General features: G+C 38.4%; 13 protein-coding genes. 2 read left to right on the forward strand and 11 right to left on the reverse strand.

Annotated elements, in window-relative coordinates; genetic code table 11:
• Positions 1-58 precede the first annotated feature (58 nt).
• The 5 genes from VXM68_RS09085 to VXM68_RS09105 form a co-directional block, all read right to left on the reverse strand.
• Positions 59-592: a plastocyanin/azurin family copper-binding protein gene (locus tag VXM68_RS09085; protein WP_307187600.1), complete on the reverse strand. Its 534-nt coding sequence runs from the start codon at positions 590-592 to the stop codon at positions 59-61.
• Positions 593-769: 177 nt separating this feature from the next.
• Positions 770-2,371 carry a response regulator gene (locus VXM68_RS09090; RefSeq protein ID WP_367211064.1) on the reverse strand — a complete coding sequence of 534 codons (1,602 nt, stop codon included), beginning with the start codon at positions 2,369-2,371 and terminating at the stop codon, positions 770-772.
• A gap of 21 nt (positions 2,372-2,392) precedes the next feature.
• Positions 2,393-2,953, reverse strand: a complete 561-nt coding sequence (locus tag VXM68_RS09095; RefSeq protein WP_293956418.1) for a chemotaxis protein CheB — start codon at positions 2,951-2,953, stop codon at positions 2,393-2,395.
• A gap of 6 nt (positions 2,954-2,959) precedes the next feature.
• On the reverse strand, positions 2,960-3,799 hold the full coding sequence (locus VXM68_RS09100) for a protein-glutamate O-methyltransferase CheR (protein WP_307187597.1): 840 nt from the start codon (positions 3,797-3,799) through the stop codon (positions 2,960-2,962).
• Positions 3,787-7,218, reverse strand: a complete 3,432-nt coding sequence (locus VXM68_RS09105) for a response regulator (protein ID WP_367211065.1) — start codon at positions 7,216-7,218, stop codon at positions 3,787-3,789. The genes VXM68_RS09100 and VXM68_RS09105 overlap by 13 nt, the downstream gene beginning before the upstream one ends.
• Positions 7,219-8,220: 1,002 nt before the next feature.
• Here VXM68_RS09105 and VXM68_RS09110 point away from each other — a divergent pair.
• Positions 8,221-8,700, forward strand: a complete 480-nt coding sequence (locus VXM68_RS09110) for a KdsC family phosphatase (RefSeq protein ID WP_367211297.1) — start codon at positions 8,221-8,223, stop codon at positions 8,698-8,700.
• 2 nt (positions 8,701-8,702) lie between these two features.
• Positions 8,703-9,281: a nucleoside triphosphate pyrophosphatase gene (locus VXM68_RS09115; RefSeq protein ID WP_367211066.1), complete on the forward strand. Its 579-nt coding sequence runs from the start codon at positions 8,703-8,705 to the stop codon at positions 9,279-9,281.
• Between the two features lie 53 nt (positions 9,282-9,334).
• On the opposite strand, the gene VXM68_RS09120 is transcribed toward VXM68_RS09115, so the two are convergent.
• From VXM68_RS09120 to VXM68_RS09145, 6 genes are all read right to left on the reverse strand, one after another.
• On the reverse strand, positions 9,335-11,920 hold the full coding sequence (locus VXM68_RS09120) for a TonB-dependent receptor (RefSeq protein ID WP_367211067.1): 2,586 nt from the start codon (positions 11,918-11,920) through the stop codon (positions 9,335-9,337).
• Positions 11,921-12,184: 264 nt separating this feature from the next.
• The gene (locus VXM68_RS09125; RefSeq protein ID WP_367211068.1) at positions 12,185-12,724 is read right to left on the reverse strand and encodes a hypothetical protein; all 540 of its coding nucleotides are present in this window, start codon (positions 12,722-12,724) and stop codon (positions 12,185-12,187) included.
• Between the two features lie 299 nt (positions 12,725-13,023).
• Positions 13,024-15,534: a phosphocholine-specific phospholipase C gene (locus VXM68_RS09130; protein ID WP_367211069.1), complete on the reverse strand. Its 2,511-nt coding sequence runs from the start codon at positions 15,532-15,534 to the stop codon at positions 13,024-13,026.
• A gap of 139 nt (positions 15,535-15,673) precedes the next feature.
• Positions 15,674-16,435: a tryptophan synthase subunit alpha gene (gene trpA / locus VXM68_RS09135; protein WP_367211070.1), complete on the reverse strand. Its 762-nt coding sequence runs from the start codon at positions 16,433-16,435 to the stop codon at positions 15,674-15,676.
• Positions 16,436-16,438: 3 nt separating this feature from the next.
• The gene (trpB, locus tag VXM68_RS09140) at positions 16,439-17,623 is read right to left on the reverse strand and encodes a tryptophan synthase subunit beta (protein WP_367211071.1); all 1,185 of its coding nucleotides are present in this window, start codon (positions 17,621-17,623) and stop codon (positions 16,439-16,441) included.
• Positions 17,620-18,246, reverse strand: a complete 627-nt coding sequence (locus VXM68_RS09145) for a phosphoribosylanthranilate isomerase (RefSeq protein ID WP_367211072.1) — start codon at positions 18,244-18,246, stop codon at positions 17,620-17,622. Before VXM68_RS09145 ends, trpB begins: the two co-directional genes overlap by 4 nt.
• Position 18,247: the final 1 nt, after the last annotated feature.

Raw genomic sequence — 18,247 nt, forward strand, 5'->3', positions numbered from 1 at the left:
GGAGAGAAGATAAATAAAAAAGGTATTCATCTTTTGAATACCTTTTCTTATCTGGTGATTATTCTGCAACAATTTTACCTTGCATGACACCATAGTGACCAGGGAAGCTACAGATAAAGGTATAGACTCCTTTTTCGAGTGTAAACGTGATTTTATCAGTTTCTCCAGGTCCCAGCAATTTGGTGTGGGCTACAATTGACGATAAAGCCGATTTTGGGATATATTCGTCTGCAGCAGCTGCAGCAGCTTCAGCACCAAAAGTGGGCAGATCAACTCCTGGTTTTAGGATAACTACATTGTGCCCCATAGACTCTTTAGGCATTGTACCCGCATTTTTGAAAGATAATTCAACAGGTTCGCCAGCTTTCACACGGAATAAATCCTTGTCAAATTTCATTTGATCATTACCTTCTAAAGATAGGCTGTTGGAAATAGCAACGTTTTCAATACCAGGTACTGTTTCTGTTGCTTGGCTTTCTGTCGAAGTTGCCGCTTCTGTACTTGTTGATTTTTCAGACTTGTCACTGTTTCCACCGCAAGAGGCAATTGATAAAGCAACTGCAACTGCTGGTATCATAAAAAGTTTTTTCATTTGAATGATTGTTTGTTTATCTTATATTTGTTATAGGCATTTCCACTGCCTTCAGCGGTTTAGTGATGAAGTTAGTATAAACTTTGACCCCTTTCTGGATATACGTTCATGACAAACAACATCAATACATATTGTTCATGTTCTAAAAGTAATCAATTCATTGATAAATTGAAACTATCATTTCATTTTTGACAATAAAGTATCAATTGTTTTATAGAGCTTGATCGGATCGAATGGCTTTCCAACAACTTCATTTGCTCCAGCATCAAGAGCTTCCTGTTGTTCGGCTTGCAGCACAGAAGCCGAAATCGAAATGATGGGCATATTGGCTATTACCGGATTTGTGTTTCGACGTATTTCCTTAATTGCTTCAAAACCGCTCATCAATGGCATATGTGCATCCATAAATACCAGGTCGATTTTTTTCTTATTAATCTCTTCTAGGGCAATAAGACCGTTGGTTGCTAAAGTAATATTGCAATTCCAGCTTTTGAGGATATTCGCCAGCATGAAACTGTTCAATTCGTTGTCTTCAGCAATTAGAACCATTGGGAAATTGAACTTCGGTAATTCTGTGTAGAGTACTTGGGTTTCTTTCTTTACAGGCTTATCTTTGATTTTGTCAAAATTACATTCAAATGAAAACACGCTACCCTTCCCGTATTCACTTGAGGCGAAGACTTGACCGTTGAGCAGTGCAGCAATGCGTTTTACGATGGCGAGCCCTAATCCTGTACCTCCAAATTTTTTGGTTATGCTATCCTCGCCCTGTTCAAAAGCAATAAATATTTTTTCAAGGGCATCTTCTGCAATGCCAATTCCTGTATCGATCACCTGAAACCGTAAGCAAATATTGTGGGTATCTTCCGATAGGAGCTGGATTTTTAAGAGGACAGCGCCTTCAGCGGTAAATTTGAAACTGTTGGAAATGAAATTCGTCAATATTTGTTTCAATCGCAATGGATCTGTCAGAAAATAACTTGTAATGCGATCGTCGACATCAATTGAAAAATTCAGTCCTTTGTAATTGGCTTTATCAATAAAGAGATTGTTTAGGTCGTCTATGATATCATGCACTGATGTGGATTCCATATTTAGCTTCATCATTCCTGAGTCAACCTTGGAAAGATCTAGTATGTCGTTGATGATATTCAGCAAATTTTGCGATGCAGAGTCCAGTTTATTGATCCAATTTTCTTGCTCTAAGGTAAGCTGGGAGTTTTTTAGCATCTGTGTAATCCCCATAATACCATTAATAGGAGTACGAATCTCATGGCTCATATTGGCTAAAAATGTTTCCTTAGATTTCCTGGCAAGGTCGGCCTCCTCTTTCGCTTTAAGAATAGTTTGCTTAGATTCCTCTAAAGCAATGTTTTTTTCTTTAATTTCTTGCTGGATCAGGAGTTGCTGAACGAAAGATTTTACTTTTGCTATAGTGGCTTCTGGATTAAGAGGCTTATACAGATAATCTACAGCTCCGCTATTGAGCCCCTGTATGAGGTATTTATCTTCTTTAGAAATAGCCGTTACCATAATTGTGATGATATGGTTAGTTTTCGGATTATTCTTTAGAAAGGAAACAAATTCAAAACCATTGATGTCCGGCATCTGAACGTCCACGAGCGCTAAATCAATTTGCTCCTTCCAACAAATTTTTAAAGCGTCGTTGGGATCTGTACTTGATACTATATTTATATTTTCTATATCTTCCAACAGGGCTGTTAGACTGATAATGTTTTCAATTTTATCATCAACAATCAATATATTTATCTTCTTCATTACAGCAAATCTAAATACAATTTATGTCAACTGCTTGATGTAATCTTTAATTTCTTGAATGGTCAAAATACCTTCTTGTGCTCCAAGTTGAATAGCTGCTTCGGGCATGACGGGAACTTCAGCAGTTGTAGGATCTTGTACAAAAGTTTTTCCTCCGTATCGTTTTATCATGAGCAATCCTTGTGCGCCATCTTGATTCGCTCCCGAGAACAATATAGCAATGCAGTTTTCTCTATATACTTCAGCTACAGACTCAAAAGTTACATCAATAGAAGGTCTTGAGTATTGAACAGGTTCAGAGATATCCAAAGAAAAACTATAATCTGGTTCAACTAATAGATGATAACCAGCAGGTGCAAAGTAAATGGTGCCATTTTCTATTGCTTCTTTATCATCAGCAGTCTTTATTTTTTGAACGAGCGCTTTGGAGAGTGTTTCTTCGATAGTAGAAGCGTATTTAGGATTTCTGTGTACAATGACAATAACGGGTATGCGTATAGGGTGTTCCAATGATTTAAGAATGTTTAGAATCACACTAAAGCCACCTGCTGAGCCTGCTAACAAAAGAATCTTTCTTTCCATTTCCTATTACCCAATTTTTTGGTAAATATTGTGTTTTTTGTTTACAATCTTAAATTTGGAAGCATCTTTATAGTTGATCAGAGATTCCTTCGCCCCCAAACAGAGAAAACCTAGGTGACAGAGTGAATAATAGAATAAATCCAAGACTTTATTTTGCAACGCAGTATCAAAATAAATCAATACATTGCGACAGGTAATCATCTGAAATTCATTAAAAACTCCATCGGATACTAAACTATGTATAGAGAAAAGGATATTTCTTTTGAGACTATTATTAATTGTCGCGGCATTGTACATGGCTGTATAGTAATCCGACAATGAGTTTTTGGGCTCTGTTTTGATAAAGTTTTCCGAGTATTCTTTCACTTTTCCAAGAGAATAAATACCGCGTTTTGCTTTTTCTAGCACTTTCCCATTAATATCAGTACCATAGATGAATGCACGTTGGTAAAGAGTTGCTTCTTCCAACAATATGGCTAGCGAATAGACTTCTTCACCCGTCGAACAACCTGCGCTCCAAATTTTAATATGGGGATAAGTTGCAAGATAGGGGAACACCTCCGTTTTGACAGCTTTATAAAAATCTGGATCCCTAAACATTTCTGTGACATTTACGGTGATTTCCTGGAGAAAATAGGTGCTGAATCCGGGTTGGTTGATCAAATTGGATTTCAATTCCTGTAGATTAAATTTATTGAGTTCCATAATTCTCGTTACACGTCTTTTGAGAGATGCTCTGGTATAGCCAGATACATCATACCCGTGGAGATTTTTGACTACATCAATAATTTCTTCTAACTCTTCAAAATTGATCATTGTCACATTTTTAACGGTTAACTCAGCCATACACGCATTAAGGATATTAATTTGTCTACGTCAACCGGTTTACTAATATAATCGTTTGCGCCAACAGCAATTGTCTTTTCGCGATCACCTTTCATTGCTTTTGCTGTTACAGCAATAATAGGAAGATTCGCAAATTTTTTGTTTGCTCTTATTTTTCCAATAGCCTCATAACCATCCATGACAGGCATCATAATGTCCATTAACACAAGATCGATCTGGTCATTTCGTTCAAGAATATCCAATGCCTCCTGACCATTGTTGGCAATCTCAATCTTCATATCATAACTTTCAAACGCTGTACTTAGGGCAAAAATATTCCGCATATCGTCATCTGCTAGTAGTACTGTTTTGGAAGCTAAATTGTTCTCAGCAATTACAGAGCTTCCAGCGTTGTTGAACATGGTGTATTCGTGATTGTTGCTACGAATTTTATTTAAGAATAAATTTACCTCATCAATCAGACGGTTATTTGATTTAGCCGACTTGAGAACCATGGCTTGGCTATGGTGGAGTATTTCAGAAGTCTGCTCTGTACTAAGTTCCATTGCCGTATTGATGATAATCGGTAGATTCTTAAATTGATTGTTCGATTTGATTTCGTTCAGGAGTTCAATCCCTGATCGGTCTGGGAGATTTAAGTCCATAATGATACAATCAAATGATTTCTCCTGATTCAATAAATCGAGCGCTTGTCCTGCATTGAAGGCCTGAAAGATTTGAATATGTTGTTCTTCCAAAGATTGTTTGATAAAATCGCTTTGGATTTCTTGATCTTCCACCAGAAGAATTTTTTTCAATGGATGACTTGTTGATGCCTTTATTTTTAAGAAAGTTTCGGCCAGTGATTCTTCTGACACTGGTTTGGACATAAAGCCGATGGCTCCAGCAGAAATAGGTTCATCATGTAAAAATGTTCCTGCCGACATCATGTGTACTGGAATATCCTTGGTATTATCATTTTTTTTGAGGTTACGAAGTACTTCCCAACCATCCATTTTGGGCAACATAATATCTAGTATTACTGCAGCAGGTAGTAAATTTTCAGCTTTTTGTAAGCCATCTTTTCCATCATAGCTGATGTAGACATCATAGCCATTTTGCTCGGCGTAGTCTTTTAAAATATCTGCAAAAATAAAGTCGTCCTCAATAATCAGCAATTTATTGTTTTTTCCATCGTTTTCTATCCTTTGAATTTTTGTAGTGACAGGAGTTTCATTCGGCATTGGCGGCGGATAATTATTTTCATTGTCGATAGATGATACTTTTACTAACGGGGTTTGGATTTCCTGTTCTAGCGGAATGCTAAAAGTGAAGACGCTACCCTCACCGATTTTGCTGGATAAGGTTATTTTCCCTTTCAATAAATTGGCGATTTCCCGACAGATCGATAAACCTAAACCAGTGCCACCATATTTACGGCTTGTTGAACCATCTTCCTGTTTAAAAGCATCGAAGATAAGCTCTTGTTTTTCCGGGGCGATTCCAATACCGTTATCTCTGACGGTAAAAATAAGATTTTGTGTGTCAGCTTTTATTCCAAAAAAAACTTCTCCTCTTTCACCTGTAAACTTAAATGCATTCGATAACAAATTCTTAATGACCTGTTGTATACGATGCTCATCACCAACAAATTCTTGTGGAGCATTTGAGTCTACGTCAAGTAGGAAGTGGATAGTTTTTGATGCTGCGGTATCGTTGAAAAAATCTTTAATATAATTTACGAGATCGTTGGTGCTGATACGTTCTTTTTGGACTTCAACTTTACCGGATTCAATTTTTGCCAGATCCAACAATTCATTGATTAAATGTAGTAGATCTGAACCTGCACTATGAATAACAGAAGCATATTTTATTTGATCCTCATTGAGGTTTTTCTTTTTGTTATCCTGAAGTAATTTGGCCAGAATGAGAATACTATTAAGGGGTGTCCGCAGTTCATGGCTCATATTGGCCATAAATTCAGATTTATACTTGCTAGATAGCTCTACTTCCTCTATTTTTTGCGCTATCGCCTGACGGGCTTTTTCCAGATCTTCGTTTTGGGCGAAGAGTAATTTCGCTTTCTCATCCAACTCATTATTCGTTTGGATAAGTTCTTCTTGCTGCACTCTAAGTTCTTCTTCTGAGGCTTCTAACAAATGTGTTTTATGTATTAGCTCTTCATTGGTTGTTCTCAACTCTTCCTGTTGAGTCTCCAGTTCTTCGGTTTGTTGTTGAAGCTCCTCATAAAGATCCGCAAGCTTTCCATGCGTTTGGGCTACTTTAATAATAACGGCAATGTTATCTTTTACTTTATTTAAAAAGCTAAACCGCAGTTTTTCGTCTTTCTTATTAATAACGGGGCAGCATATCTCCATGATACCGACACAATGTTTTTCATAAGAAAAAGGAATAATATAAATCTCAGTGTCTACCCGATCTGCCAATGAGGTTTCTAATAAAAGGTGCTTGTTGTTGATATCTTTAATTTTAACAACTTCATGATTGTTTGCAACTTCGCCTAATATACCGTCATTTTCCTTAAATGTTTGTTTGATATATTGTTTTGCGGAAATGCCGATTTTGTGGCAAAGCTGATATTCCTGATAATTGTCGTCGAAAATATAAACTGTTCCGCCTAGTGCTCTAGTCGACGAGGCAATAGCGTGTAGACTTATTTCAGCAATTTTCTTGTCTGTATAATCTCCACGTAACTGTTCATCGATGCTACTGATTGCATTCAAAATCCAATTATCATTATTTGTTTGTTCCTGCAATAGTTGAAGACTGCTGTTAGACTCCTGTTGACTTTTCACGGTCGCCCTTAGAAATCTTGAGATAGAAGAAATCTTGGAAAGGATATAGAAGAATCCACTTAAACCGATAGCAATGAACAGGTAGGTAATGTATTGGGCTATTTGCAGGTCGTTTCTAGATTTTTCTAAAAGATCTGCTCGTTGATCCAATAAATCTTTTGATATTAGATTAATCTGGCCCAATATAGAGGCTTTTTGTTCGTGAATGTGATTGGATCTAAATTGAATTTCTCTGGTATCTGCAATATCTTGCTCAAAGTTATAAAATGCTGAAATTTCTTTACGTAATATTTCAATTTTGTTCAATTGGAAATGATAGAAATCATCTTTAAGAATTAATGAACGGAGCAGTTCATCGGTTTTTCTTAATTCCAATTTGTAGGGAATAAATAAAGAAGCATCTTTCTTATTCAGGTAATCAAGTTTGACATCATTTACTTCGTCTACATTTGATTTAATTTCATTAATAGTATTAAATCTATTTTCGGCGATTTGAACGATAGTTCGCTCGTTATTTAAGTTATGATGCAGCGATATGAAAAAATATAGGGCTGAAAGGAATATAAGCAAAAAAGAAATGATCACTCCTAGGGTAATTTGCTTTCTATAGTTTTTTCGATTCATGTGAGAATGAGTTTATCGTTTTACTTTTCTGTAGGTAATGTTTTTTGATTGTACCTGGGGAAAAAGATATATGTAAAATAACAAAAAAACTTGCTATTAATCAAAAGCTGGAATAGAAACAGCGCTATAGAAAATTCCAGAGGCATACCAAATGCATCAATGCCAAACACGACAGCCGTTTTTTCTTACCGATGTGTAGCATGGCATGTTTGCGTCTTATTTTTTAGTTCCATCATACGCAGATCAAGCGGTGTCCAAATCCGCCCTTTTAACATTGCTTGTTCAGTGCTCGTTCAGTACTTCTTCACTGATTACTCAGTCGCTACTGAAAAAGCAATGACCGATCACTGTCTAAAAATTGGCCGAATAATGAGATTAGGGGTAACTTGGTATCAAGTTGCATACAATTTGATTATCACGACGGTTATTGATATAAGGGGAAAAATAACATCATATAAAAAAGTTTGGACTAAGGTGATAATGAATCAATTTCAAAACCTGTGTACTGAGCCAATAATTCAGTCAATCTAGACAGGAAGAAATGCGTGTAAAAACAAAACCCTGATGATGGGCACCAGGGTTCGTTACTAACCAATTATAAACCTAAATTATGAAAAGACTTTTTAAAGGCCGCTAAACTAAATTAGTTGCCGTTTTTTTTACTATGAAAACTAAAATGATTGTTTTTTTATCTTTTGCAATCAAAACGTGAATAACGTCTTTGATTGGTTGCTATTAGTGTTTCATAGTGAGATAACCTTTAATTATCTTCAACAAAGATACAGTAAATATGCAGTAGCCTCCAAATATTTTTTCCAATAAGTTGCTAATACAACTATGTTGTGACACACAAATGATATTTCGACTAATTTGGATAATTATTTGACAGCCTTGTTCATTGGATTGCCGTCATTACTCGAATTATTTATTAGAAATGCTTTACATTTACAAAAATATATTTTTATGATATTGACCGAATTTAAATCGATAAAGGCTTTTGTATTGGATGTGGACGGTGTGTTGACTGACGGAACCGTGCAGGTAAATGAAGACGGACATCAATTGCGTACCTTTAATATTAAGGATGGATACGCGATGCAGTTGGCAATCAAAAGAGGTTACCCGATTTTTATAATCACCGGAGGTGGATCGATTGGTGTTGAGAAGCGTATGAGAGGATTGGGTATCAGTGAGGTGCATTCAAAAGTAAGTGATAAGCTTTCAAAAATGACCGAACTTGCTTATGCTTACAAGTTGGAATTAAATCAGTTGATGTACATCGGGGACGATGTTCCTGATTTCAGCTGCATGAAGTCCGTTGGGATAGCTGTTTCTCCGGCAGATGCAGTAGAGGAGATCAAGAAAATTTCACATTATGTGTCTGGTTTTTGTGGCGGAAAGGGAGTTGTACGTGAATTGATCGAAAAGGTAATGAAAGTGCAAGGCCGCTGGTATGAGGATGAAACTGTAAAAAGCATATAGGGATGTTGAAAAATCTAAAAAATAGAACAATTATATTAGGGTCTCAGTCTCCACGGAGAAAACAGCTGTTAGCAGGGCTTGGGCTGACCTTTGAAGTCGACGTACGGGAAACCGCAGAATATGTAGATCCGAATTTGTCTGCAACTGAGGTCGTTCGTCAAATTGCTACTTGTAAAGCGGAGGCATTTGCGGATAAAAAAGATTGTTTGGTTATCTGTGCCGACACTATTGTGGTGTCGGATAAGGGCGAAATTTTAGGTAAGCCCAAAGATGAACAGGAAGCTATAGAAACGCTAGCGACCTTGTCTGGTCAGAAACATGTGGTGCTGACTGCCGTAGCGATCTCATGGGAGGGTAAGATCAGCACTTTTGTCGAAACAACAACTGTTTATTTTTATGAACTAGAGTTGGATGAAATCGGTCATTATGTTACTCAATTTTCGCCACTAGATAAAGCGGGTTCTTATGGAATACAGGAATGGATCGGCTTAATCGCCATAAAAAAGATAGAAGGTGAATATAATAATGTGGTTGGATTACCCACGGCAAAGCTTTATCAAGAATTGAAAAAGTTAATGTAAAAAAGCGGCTTTTGCCGCTTTTTTATTACGCTTTTATTTTTTTAGCTTAGCTGTTATTTGATGAAATAACGAACACCAGTGTAGAACATTCGTCCTGTTAAAGGACCCCAAAGCATCGACGTATCAAAATAGTTTCCAAAGGGTTGATCTGCGGCAAGGATTGGCATACGTTGGAAATAATTGGATAGATTTTCTCCGCCCACATAAACGGTAAAGTTTTTCTCTTTCCCAAACGTTTTGCTAATCTGTGCATTCATTGTGGCATAAGCCCTTGATGCTGTAGGTATTTGATATTCAACGGGGTTCTCTGCTGTTGATGGAATGCGTTTTTGTCCAACGACATTCAATGTATAATCTACACTCCAGCCAGCATGGTGGTTATAGGCTAGGTTGACAAAGCCACGGTGTTTAGCCAATAACGGTTTGGTCTTTCTGCCACTTTCAAAATCAGTCTGCACATCAAGTAGGCGATAGGCGAACCTCGTTTCAAAATGAGGAGCTGGCATCAAGCGAAATTCTGTTTGCAAACTATTGGAGAAAGATTTTCCATTCAGATTATAAAAATTGATCTCTCGGGGATTTTCGTAATCGACCACGACCTGATTAGAGAAGTTGTTGTGGAAAAATTCAACGGATGCCGAAGCCTCGCGACCAAATATTTGTAAACTTTGGTCTATCGCTATTCCGCTATTCCAAGAGACTTCAGGTTGTAGGCCATAGGCTTTATCGTATATATCAGGCGATTGAATAACCAATTTTCTACTACTTGCCAAGACAGCCGTATTCTCTGCAAATATATTTGCCGTACGTTGACCTCTTCCTGAGCTAGCCCGAATTGTTGTTCCCGAAATCGGAGCATAACGTAAATGGATGCGTGGTGTTGTAAACCATCCATACAGGGAGTTGTAGTCTTGGCGGAGACCAATTATGGCATCAAATTTTTCTGATGGACTATAGGTATATTCTGCAAATGCACCCGAAACAACCTCTTTACGTTTGAAGTTATTGTCTTTTAAATACCATTCGTTGTAATTGTCATAATTAATGGAGGCACCAACGCGATACTTGTGAGCGACTGTCCCGATAATATCTTGAAATAAGAGATTAGCATATCCATTTTGTTGCTCCGAGTCGTAGTTATTGAGCCCAAAATAGCTTTTCTGATTATAGTTTGATCCTGCGAGTTGGAGACCTATGCTGCGGTGCTTATTTTCGGGGAACACGTAACCAATTTTGGCAAAACCTTCTACGCGTTCGATATCAAATCCTAAACCATAACGATTTGTAGTTCCCTTATCTGTCTTTTCGTTAAAATCAATCTGCCCACCTGTACGGTCATCATTGAGATATTTGACCCCAAATTGTACCATCAGCCCTTTTCCATTTTCATAAAACCAGCGGTTGACACCGGAGAATAAATTGCCTACAGGTATATCTCTAAACCCGTTGTGACTAAAGTTCATGGACTTATTGTACATGAAATTGTCGTGCAGTAGGACTGCTGTCGACCAGTGTTGACCAACTTTTTGAGAAAGATTTAAGTTGACATCTGTACGTCCCATGTTGTTCGCATAGGCATTAAAAAACAGTCTTTCCGAATTTTGAGGTTTCTTCAGTTCAACGTTGATCTGTCCGGCCATGTTTTCGAAACCGTTGGCTACGGAACCGATACCTTTCGCGATTTGAATTGATTCAATCCATGTTCCTGCAATAGAATTTAAGCCTAATGGAGAAGCCAGTCCACGCGGGCCGGGTAAGTTTTCCACAGTTAATTGGGTGTAAATACCACTTAGACCTAGCATTTGAATCTGTTTACTACCTGTTACAGCGTCAGCACTGACGACATCGACAGAAGCATTAGTTTCAAAGCTCTCGCTTAAGTCACAGCATGCCGCTTTGAATAACTCTTTTCCGGTAAGAACTTCTAGTCGTGCAGGTGTCATACGGTCGATGTAATTTGAGCGTCGTATTCCTTTAACCTCAACTTCCATCAATACATTACCCTTTGCTGTAATCATAATGACTTCATGCAGATCTTTGATGGTGATGGTATCAGGTTTCATTCCAACGTAACTTACCACCAATTGGTCGAATCCTTCTTTATGGTCTAATTTAAAAACACCATTTTCGTTTGTCCTTGTATTTTTGGTCGGAAGGTTTGCCCAGTGTAAATTAGCGCCAACAATGGGTTTAAGATCCCCCTTTTGGTTTTCTTCAACTACAACCCCGGTTACTGTATGTGGATGATCATGGTTACCGGTTGTTATAGTTTTCTTTTCGGGTATTTTGCCATTTTCCAATCGCGGATACATACAACATTCATGGAGCTTAGCATAGGATTCATCAGTGGCAACTAAGTTGTCTACATCATGACCAACTTGAGCAATATTTTTCTTGATTTCCTCCAGCTGAACTTTTTGGGAGTTATACTTGATTTGCAAAAGGTTGTCTCCTGCATTCCAAACGGCTGTTTCTACACCATGCATTTTCGCTGCGGTTTCAATACGTTTTTTACACATGGCACAATTCCCAGCTACGGTAAGCGTTCTCGTACTGTCGGTCTGTGCCTGTACAAATGCCAGAAAAAATAAAGATAGAATGGTTGTCGTATATATTTTTTTGAAAATTTGATTCATCATTTTAATTAAGAGTATTCGCTTCAACTAGCATTTAATTTTTACCTCCATGATATCGCGCAACCATATGCAAGGGGTACGGATTTATTTTTTTTATTTCTAAAATGTATTGCTGAACGACTTAAAATCCACTTTTTTTGTTCCGTGTTCCGTTACGGAAAGATGATTGTTGGGAATAACAGTCTGCCATTCTTATGAAATATAAAAATTATACTGCGCTTAAATCAATTCAAGAAAGTGAACTGCGTTCAGTGAAAAGAGGTGATATTAAATTCTAAAATTTTGATTGAGAATAAAAACAGGAGGGCTCTGTCTATTGTAGCTCGCAAAATCAGTATACTTTAGTTTAGAAAAATCGTCTTCCTCCCCAGAGAAATGATAATAATTAAGTATCCAATGAAGCGTAATTATTGCAGGAGAAAAATTATCAAAATCAAGATTTTGTGTTACTCTGCTGAATTTATCGACCTTCTGTGCTTCGATCTTAACATCTTTACAGCTTCCTGTTTCATGACAGTGTTTTTGCTGTTTTTTTGCAGACTTGGCACAAAGAGGGCAGGCTATATTATGGCTTTCCGTTAACGATACACTTTGTGTTTCCCCTTGGCAAAAATGAAGATGTAATGAAGCACCACTTGCTGCGAGCAAATAGAAAAATAAGCCGACAAATAGCGCGATTTTCTTCATCGAAACAAAAATAGAGAAAATATGCAATTTTTTTTTGTAAAATTTTGGATAAATGTTATAACTTGTAGACACAAATGAAAAACCAAAAATTACCAGAGTTATGTATGTATTATTTATCAATTCGGTCGGCTCATATTTATTAGCCAGCTTTTTGATTGTTGGGGCAGTACTATTATATAAAGGCTTTTACCATCTCGCTCGTCGTATACAGGAATAAAGGATTGGATCTTCTTTTGGTGTAGTTTTATGCCTTGAATGTGCTTTAGCTCTGCTGAAGGTAACCGATTCTTGTATGTTGTATTCGAGATTAATCGTTCTGTAAAGCGGTTTAGTCAGGTATTTGCATATTTTGTGTGGGTCAGCAGCAAAGTCAAATAAACGTGGGCTATCCAGTCTTTTTGAGCAGTCCTCCTCTTTGTTTATCGATTGAATAAGGGATCGCTTTTGCCTGCATTTCCAATCTCGACACGACCGGCATAGTGTTCCAAAAAGTTTGGAAAACCGGCGCAAGTGAGTCGGAAGTCATACCAAAAGTGTTGATTAGCCAAATCAAAATGAATGATGATAGTTTGTCCAGCTTTAATTTTTACGGTCTTTTTTTTCTGACCATAGCTTACATCTTCGAACATAAGTTGCTGAGCTGTTTTTCCATGATTTGTACAGGAGAAAGATAAACGGCCACTAAATGCTGATTCATTTTTACATTTTTCATACGTGCATCGTGTCTTTACATGTGGATTATTCACATCGCCTTTAAATTCGCGATAAAATCCATTTGGACCGTAAATTTCGAGATGATATATTTCTTTTTCGAAGTCATTTAGTGACCAAAGGTCCGTTACACGATCTCCAGGAGAAATAGCATAATTTCTGGAGGTTCCAACTTCTCCTTTGTAGTTAGCCGCATGATAGACTGTAAAAGGCGAACCCGCTGTATGCTCGCCAAAGATTTTATTCGAAGCCTCAAATGTGACCAAGTAATTTCCTTTGGGTTGGTATTCGCCGTGGACATAAAGTTCATAAGGAAGGATACACGAATCTCGGAGTCCTTTTTCTTGTTTCGGGAAATAGGGTGAACTACTAGGGGCTTGTTCAATTTGTACGATCTCCGATGGACCAAGCACTTTATAGCCCATGGGAACGCCTTTAAATTTTGCTTGGTGGATCTCCTGGATAAAAGGTTCTCGTTCCAGTACAATAGGTTTGTTCATGCTTTCACCATGGTAGGGCCTAAATGCAGAAGTTAAGTCTCCACATACGGTACGTCGCCAAGTGCTGATGTTGGTTTCTTTTACTTCTTTCTTGGTTTTATATGTTATAAATTTCTCCAGGAATTGTAAACTGGAGGTATGGTCAAACACTTGTGAATTTACCCAACCGCCTCTTGTCCACGGAGAAGCAATAATCATCGGTACACGATAGCCAAGACCGATGTTGCTTTCTCTGCCGCTTTCAGGATAATATTGCTCGTCGCGGCGTACAAATTCCAACGCAGGGTTTATTCCCTTGGATACTTTTCCGCTTTCTGCATCGTCAGGATTTGGTGCTGTAAAGGGTGCAAAGTGATCGAAATAACCATCATTCTCGTCATAGGTAAGTATAAAAATTGTCTTTTTCCAAACTTCTGGATTTTGGGTAAGAATGTCCATAATTTCGCTGACATACCATGCGCCGAACCAAGGAGAGTCGGGATGGTCAGAAAAAAGTTGCGGTGGGGCTAACCAAGATACCATAGGAAGTTTACCCTCCTCAACATCTTTTCGGAATTGGTACAGGACATCGCCTTTGGGGATCTGCAACTCCCGCTGATGATCTCCATCCTGATAATGCATTGTTTCCAATTCCATATAGTCAGCTTGTGCACTATTGTTAACAAAAGCACGGCGATGAATATCTTTTGTCCGCTCGTCAAGCTTCTCAAAGTTTTCGGCGGTATATAACTGTAGTTCCTCTTGGATATGCTTGAGATCTTTATTTAGTTTTTCAAGTGCGTCGACAGCTGTCGTTTCTTTCATTTTACGCTCGAGATCTTCTTTTTTTAAAGTAAGAAGCTGACGATAACGCGGATGATATTTGACCTGATATTGTGGAAAGTACTCCATTGGATTGCAGCCAAAATTAGCTAGCCAGCTGTTTGCTTCACCACTATATCCGGCACTGCTTGAAGAAATTTCATTTTGATAGATCTTCCAGTCTACACCTAATTCAGAAAGGCGTTCGGGAAAGGTTGTCCATGTCGCCTTGCCACTAAACTCGGAGTCACCATTCCATACCAAGGCTTTTCCCGTCAGATTTTCCCGGATATTAGCAGTCCAGAAGTAAAGTCTATTGGGATTAGTACCGGTGATACTTGAACAAAAGTGCTGATCGCAAATGGTAAAAGAGTCTGCCAGTGAATAGTAAAAAGGAATATCTTCACGGGTATAATACCCCATAGTCAAAGGCAGATTGGCAAATTCTTTAAATCCGGAATGTTTGACATCCAGCCATCTGTTCATTTTACCCTTATTCCTTGCGTCGGTTTGGTCGGTCCAATTGTGTGGGAGGCAACCCATCCAGGTAACTTTTGAATCTTTGATATCCAAGCGAAAAGGAGCAAATGTTTCTCCGGATTTTTGCGTCTGAAACCAGACTTTATTCCGATTGGGTTGCCGGATAGCTCGAGGATCATTAAAACCTCTTACACCACGTAGTGTTCCAAAGGCATGATCAAATGAACGGTTTTCCTGCATTAATAAAACGACGTGCTCGGCATCGTAAAAGGTGCTGCCCAATGCTGGATTTATGGCCATCGCCTTCGCAATAGCGGATGGAATAACATGGGAGAGAGATGCTCCCCCGGCAAGCATAGCTGCTTTCTTTAAAAAATCTCGTCGCGTATCCATGGTTATATCAGTATTGATTGCCTGGCTGTTTATTCCTTGACGCATCAAGGCAGCATAGTTATTCGCTTTGAAAAAAATATATCTTAAAAAACTGTCCTAAAAATAAGCGTTCGATTCAAGAAAAAAGACTTTAGATCGAACGCTTATTAAAAAAATAACGTTTTGCTAATTCGTAGCTTGTGGATTAAGCTTTGATGGACGAAATAAATGCGGGGATTTGGTTGAGATAATCCTGATCTTTTAACCGTTTAACAAATGCAGTACCTATGATAGCTCCTGCAGTATCTCTAGTAGCCTTTTGAAAGGTTGTTTTATCAGAAATACCGAATCCGACAATCAAAGGGTTTTTTAAATGAAGGTCATTTACTCGCTTGAAATAAGCTGCTGTATTGTCTTCGACATCGAGTGTTTTACCGGTTGTGGCATTTGAAGAAAGTAAATAGATAAAGCTCCTTGAAAGGCTGTCTATTTTTCTGATTCGTTCCGTCGATGTCTGGGGTGTTACAATAAATACATTGGCCACTCCATTTTTCTCGAATGTTTCTTTATAGAAGTCTTCATATTCATCCATAGGTAGATCCGGTATAATCGCTCCGGTTACACCTACATTTTTACATGCTTCACAAAATTTTTCAACACCGAATTGTAACACAGGATTAAAATATCCCATGAGAAATACGGGGATGCTGATATGTTCACGGAGGTCATTCAATTGGTCGAACAGCTTTTCTAGCGTCATACCGTTTGCCAAAGCAATTTCTGAACTATGCTGAATGACAGGTCCGTCCGCTACCGGATCGGAATAGGGAAAACCAATTTCCAGAAAGTCCGCTCCGGCTTCTTCCAATTTCTTGGCAATACTTATTGTACTGTCCAATGTTGGATACCCAGCTGTAAAATATATCGATAAAAGGGGAGTGCCTTCTTTTTTTTCAATTGTATTCATGACTTAAAAATCAAAGTATTTCATATAATTATCCAGATCCTTATCGCCTCGGCCAGAAAGACAGATAACGACGGTCTCATCACCTTTAAAAGGAATTTTCTCTAAATAAGCAAGCGCATGGGCACTTTCAATAGCCGGTATGATACCTTCTAAACGTGTAAGTTCAAGACCGGCACGCATGGCTTCGTCATCAGTTACACTGACGTAGCTACCTCTACCGGATTTGAATAACCAGGCGTGCTGCGGACCAATTCCGGGATAGTCGAGCCCAGCGGATATGGAATACGGTTCTATGACCTGACCATCTGCTGTCTGCATGAGGAGGGAGCGACTTCCATGCAAGACTCCTTCTTTTCCTAACGCTGTTGTAGCTGCGGATTCGCCTGAATCAACACCGTGACCTGCGGCCTCTACGGCATACAATTGAACCGATTCTTCATCTAAGTAATGATAGAACATCCCTGCCGCATTGGAGCCTCCTCCAACACAAGCCAATACGATATCTGGATTTTCTCTTCCTGTTTTTGTCAAGAGCTGTTTTTTAGTTTCTTCAGAAATAATTGACTGAAAGCGAGCAACCATATCGGGATAAGGGTGTGGTCCCACAACCGACCCAATGATATAATGGGTGTCGACAGGGTTGTTGATCCAATCCCTTAACGCTTCATTGGTGGCATCCTTTAGTGTTTTGGAGCCCGATGTCGCAGGAATAACTTCGGCACCCATCATTTTCATCCGTGCTACATTTGGAGCTTGACGCTGAATATCAACTTCTCCCATGTACACTGCACATTGTATCCCTTTCAGCGCACAAACGGTAGCTGTGGCAACGCCATGCTGTCCTGCGCCTGTCTCCGCGATGATGCGCTTTTTACCCAGGCGTTCCGCTAATAGAATTTGGCCAATGGTATTGTTGATTTTATGCGCTCCGGTATGGTTTAGATCCTCCCGTTTTAAGTAAATCGTATTTCCATATTTTTGAGAAAGACGCTTGGCATGATATAACGGAGAAGGGCGTCCGACATAATCTCTTAGCAGTTGGTTAAATTCCTCCTGAAAGCTCTCTTCTTCGATAATTTTGAGATATTCTTCACGTAGCTCTTTCACATTTGGATAGAGCATCTCAGGGATATAGGCTCCTCCAAAGGGACCATAATATCCTTTTTCATTGACTTGATATATACTCATTTTTTAATAGTATTTATACTTTGGCTTAATAGCTCAATATCTTTTAAGCCGGGTTCTACTTCAAATTTTGAATTTAAATCCAATGCATATAGCCGTGGATCATTTCTTTCTAGCGCTGTTTTAATATTTTCGGGATCCAAACCACCGCTAAGAAAATAGGGGGTAGTAAGTTTGTATTGGTCCAGGAGGGACCAGTCAAATTGTAATCCTGTACCGCCGTAAGAACTGCTTTTCGTATCAAATAAAAAGTAATCTATAGTATTAGCGTAAGAATCTAAAGCTTTCCAATCAAAATCTTGATCAACTCCGAAAGCTTTGACGATCGTCGCTTTTGATTTTTCTTTCAATTCGCGGCAGAATTCTACAGATTCGTCTCCATGTAGCTGAATTGCATTTAATTTAAATTCAGTTTTTTTAATAAGGATTTCTGAGAGACTTGCATTGACGAAAACTCCAACCTTGTTTAGGTTCTCAAGCTCTCTTACATATATTGAAGAGTTTTCGCCAACGTAACGTTTGGATTGATCATAAAATATAAATCCCATATAGTCCACTCCCAGAGAAGCAACAGCCGCTATATTATCGGGATATTTCATACCACAAACTTTTACTTTGACCGCCATT

The sequence above is a fragment of the Sphingobacterium sp. R2 genome (genome assembly GCF_040760075.1).
Taxonomy (GTDB): Bacteria; Bacteroidota; Bacteroidia; order Sphingobacteriales; family Sphingobacteriaceae; genus Sphingobacterium.

Coding starts and splice junctions, on each gene's coding strand:
- VXM68_RS09085 (WP_307187600.1), bottom strand. CDS start 592: ATGAAAAAACTTTTTATGATACCAGCAGTTGCAGTTGCTTTATCAATT.
- VXM68_RS09090 (WP_367211064.1), bottom strand. CDS start 2,371: ATGAAGAAGATAAATATATTGATTGTTGATGATAAAATTGAAAACATT.
- VXM68_RS09095 (WP_293956418.1), bottom strand. CDS start 2,953: ATGGAAAGAAAGATTCTTTTGTTAGCAGGCTCAGCAGGTGGCTTTAGT.
- VXM68_RS09100 (WP_307187597.1), bottom strand. CDS start 3,799: ATGGCTGAGTTAACCGTTAAAAATGTGACAATGATCAATTTTGAAGAG.
- VXM68_RS09105 (WP_367211065.1), bottom strand. CDS start 7,218: ATGAATCGAAAAAACTATAGAAAGCAAATTACCCTAGGAGTGATCATT.
- VXM68_RS09115 (WP_367211066.1), top strand. CDS start 8,703: ATGTTGAAAAATCTAAAAAATAGAACAATTATATTAGGGTCTCAGTCT.
- VXM68_RS09120 (WP_367211067.1), bottom strand. CDS start 11,920: ATGATGAATCAAATTTTCAAAAAAATATATACGACAACCATTCTATCT.
- VXM68_RS09130 (WP_367211069.1), bottom strand. CDS start 15,534: ATGCGTCAAGGAATAAACAGCCAGGCAATCAATACTGATATAACCATG.
- trpA (WP_367211070.1), bottom strand. CDS start 16,435: ATGAATACAATTGAAAAAAAAGAAGGCACTCCCCTTTTATCGATATAT.
- trpB (WP_367211071.1), bottom strand. CDS start 17,623: ATGAGTATATATCAAGTCAATGAAAAAGGATATTATGGTCCCTTTGGA.
- VXM68_RS09145 (WP_367211072.1), bottom strand. CDS start 18,246: ATGGCGGTCAAAGTAAAAGTTTGTGGTATGAAATATCCCGATAATATA.